General features: G+C 32.9%; 3 protein-coding genes. 1 reads left to right on the top strand and 2 read right to left on the bottom strand.

What is annotated here, in order from left to right; genetic code table 11:
- Positions 1-245: 245 nt before the first annotated feature.
- Positions 246-545: a hypothetical protein gene (locus B5X64_RS22340; protein ID WP_079467318.1), complete on the top strand. Its 300-nt coding sequence runs from the start codon at positions 246-248 to the stop codon at positions 543-545.
- A gap of 192 nt (positions 546-737) precedes the next feature.
- On the opposite strand, the gene B5X64_RS22345 is transcribed toward B5X64_RS22340, so the two are convergent.
- Positions 738-932 (bottom strand): hypothetical protein, encoded by a 195-nt coding sequence (locus B5X64_RS22345; RefSeq protein WP_079467319.1) that lies wholly within the window; start codon positions 930-932, stop codon positions 738-740.
- A 708-nt stretch (positions 933-1,640) separates the two neighbouring features.
- Positions 1,641-2,819: response regulator (locus B5X64_RS22350; protein WP_139377624.1), on the bottom strand; the 1,179-nt coding region annotated here is incomplete at its 5' end.

Raw genomic sequence — 2,819 nt, forward strand, 5'->3', positions numbered from 1 at the left:
TTGATGCGAAAATCCATTTTTTGAAGATGGACTTTATTTCAGGGAATATTCTTTAGCCTAAAGTTATAATAAAACTTGGTTTCTGTAAAATTTTTTTCCCGCTTTTATCTTGATCTGGATGAATAGATATTTTACCATTTTTCATTAATAGTTGTAGATCTATGCTTATTTGGATTTGAATTTAGTTTTTGGTTTGAGGAAAAACAGTAATTGAAGTTTAGTATCTTTACAGTTAAATAAATATAATGACTTTAGATGAACATATAACATTGACTTGCGAAAATGGTTTATTAGATAAAACAGAATTCGTAAAAGTTCAAGACCAAATAGATGAAAAGAATTTCATGAACATGGAAGATTTCGATGAATTATTGCATATCGGTTTTCCAATTGGAAGAGAATTGAAAAAACTAAAAGGAACTGAAGATATTTCTGAGATTATGCAACTTGTTAAAGACAAAAAAGTATCTGCAAGAAATTTTGTTGCCATCATTAAAAGTAATGTTTTCAATGATGAAATTGTAAAAACACATACATTATATTGATTTTAATTGATCAACAGTAGTCATATATGCATTAAAGAATTTAATCATATAAATCCATAGGATACTGAATACCATGCAGATAAACAAGATCAGAAGAAGGAGAATTTAAATAGCTGTTATCATCATCGGAAGTAAAAACAGCCTTGCCCACATCATGTAATAAATATACTGAGTATGCCCAAACTCCACCGTTTACGTAGTATATTTTTTTAGGATAAATTCCTTCATTTGTTTATGCCAAGGCTCATCTCTCTCCCGAAGATAGTCGCCATAATATTGAAAACCTCCTGAAATGAAATACTCATTCAGCAGTTCATCTCCGTTAGCTACAACATATAAATTACAAGATTTAAACTTTTCATTGTATATATTTATTGGGTTTGGCAATGGTTGTGAAAAGATTTATGGTGCCTATTTGTATACTTAAAGACGGTAGGCTTCAATTCCAGATTTTTTATCATTTTCAATGGCAGATACATAGACAAATAGAAATTCCGTAAGATGTTTGATACTCATAATCAAAACTTTATAGGTCATATTGTAAATTTAATTATTTTGTGAATATAAAATTACTGAATGGCAAATCTTGCCGTAAAAAAATAACCCCGCAATTGCGGGGTCGATTGTCAAACAACTATACGAAGAAAGTACTTTTAAATACACAATTTACATGCCATATTTTCTAATAAAAAAGGAAGTCGAAAAAACGACCTCCCTGTAAAACTATGCCACAAAAAAAGCTTGTGGATCAATATTACAAAAAGTTGAATTCTCTAATTATGATTCGAGTCATAATAAAAAGAGAGTTTCCTGATTGATAAGGAAACTCTCTTGGAATTTAAGATATATAATAGTTTTGATGGTAATCGCTTATATTCAAATACTATACCAAAATTTAGCATTTACCTTTACTTTTAATGGCAAACATAACCCTAAGGCGCCACTGTCTAACCACTTGCTCCAAGGCTACAACAGATGTTAGAGCTTTCCATCATTTCCCATTGTATGATCTATCATTTTTCCATTTCAGTTTCTCCCTCTATTTTTTTTCATTTCTACTCTTGATAACTGATTTGCTTACCATATCACTTTTGATTACTTTATCAGCCCCTTTGCAATTTCCAACCCCATTGTTATTTCATGTTGTATATCACTCTGCATAGCAAAAAAATCTATTTCACTATCACTTAACATCTCCCATTTCAGAGCGCATTCAGACAGTTTAAAAAATCCAGCACTCGCGGCAGCACCCCTAAGTTTGTGAAGAATTAACCTTATTTCTTCAATATCTCGTTCTGCTGTTGCTTTTTTTACATTTTTTTCTGCACTAACAAGTTCCTGAATGAGAAGTTCAAGAAAAACTTTCTCGAAATCAGGATCACCCCCTGTTTGTTCCTTCAGCATATCGATATTAATATACGGTTTGATGTCTATTTCTGATAAGGGTACCCTCCCATTAAGAACCTGAGTTATATTTTTATTACTATTATCAGCATTAATATATTTTTGTAGTATTTCCTGAAGATCTGCTTTTTTGAAGGGTTTTGGAAGGAAATCAGCCATTCCTGATTCTAAACATTTTTCTCTTTCACCTGTTATATTACCTGCCGTCACACCAATGATAGGAACTTTATCATAACCTGAAAGCATCCGAATTTGTTGTGTTGCTTCGATACCATTCATTATCGGCATCTGCACATCCATCAGAATAATGGAAAAATATTTTTTCTGACATGCTTCTAATGCCTGCATCCCATTGACCGCTTCCGTTAAAACTGCATTTGGAGCAAGTGACTCCATCATTCTTTTATTGAGGACCATATTGATGGGATTATCATCAACCAGCAAAATTTCCAGTCCCGGAGAGAATGAATACGAATTCTTTTCGGACTGAACTGGCGTTAAGTCAACTACGCTACGGTGGACTGCTTTACGTAAGGTTTTAAATAAATCGTTTGATTTTACAGGTTTTAAAAGCAGATATGAATTGTCTTTATCGCGAATAGTCGTAACAATCTCTTTCTCTTCAGAAGAAGAAGAAAGTATAATAAATGGAGTTATTTCTTTCCACTCTTTGAAGAGCTCTCTTATTTTCTCAATTGTTTCTACACCAGACATCAGGGGCATGTGGTAATCCATCAGTATCACATCAAACCGTGCGCCTTTCATCAAGATCTCTAGGGCTTCCATTCCGTTAGCAGCCAGTGTGGATCTGATATTTTTGTGAGCAAGCATATGCTCAAGGATGATCCTGTTCGTTTCATTATCATCCAC

The sequence above is a fragment of the Chryseobacterium balustinum genome (genome assembly GCF_900168205.1).
Classification (GTDB): Bacteria; Bacteroidota; Bacteroidia; order Flavobacteriales; family Weeksellaceae; genus Chryseobacterium; species Chryseobacterium balustinum.

Coding starts and splice junctions, on each gene's coding strand:
- B5X64_RS22340 (WP_079467318.1), top strand. CDS start 246: ATGACTTTAGATGAACATATAACATTGACTTGCGAAAATGGTTTATTA.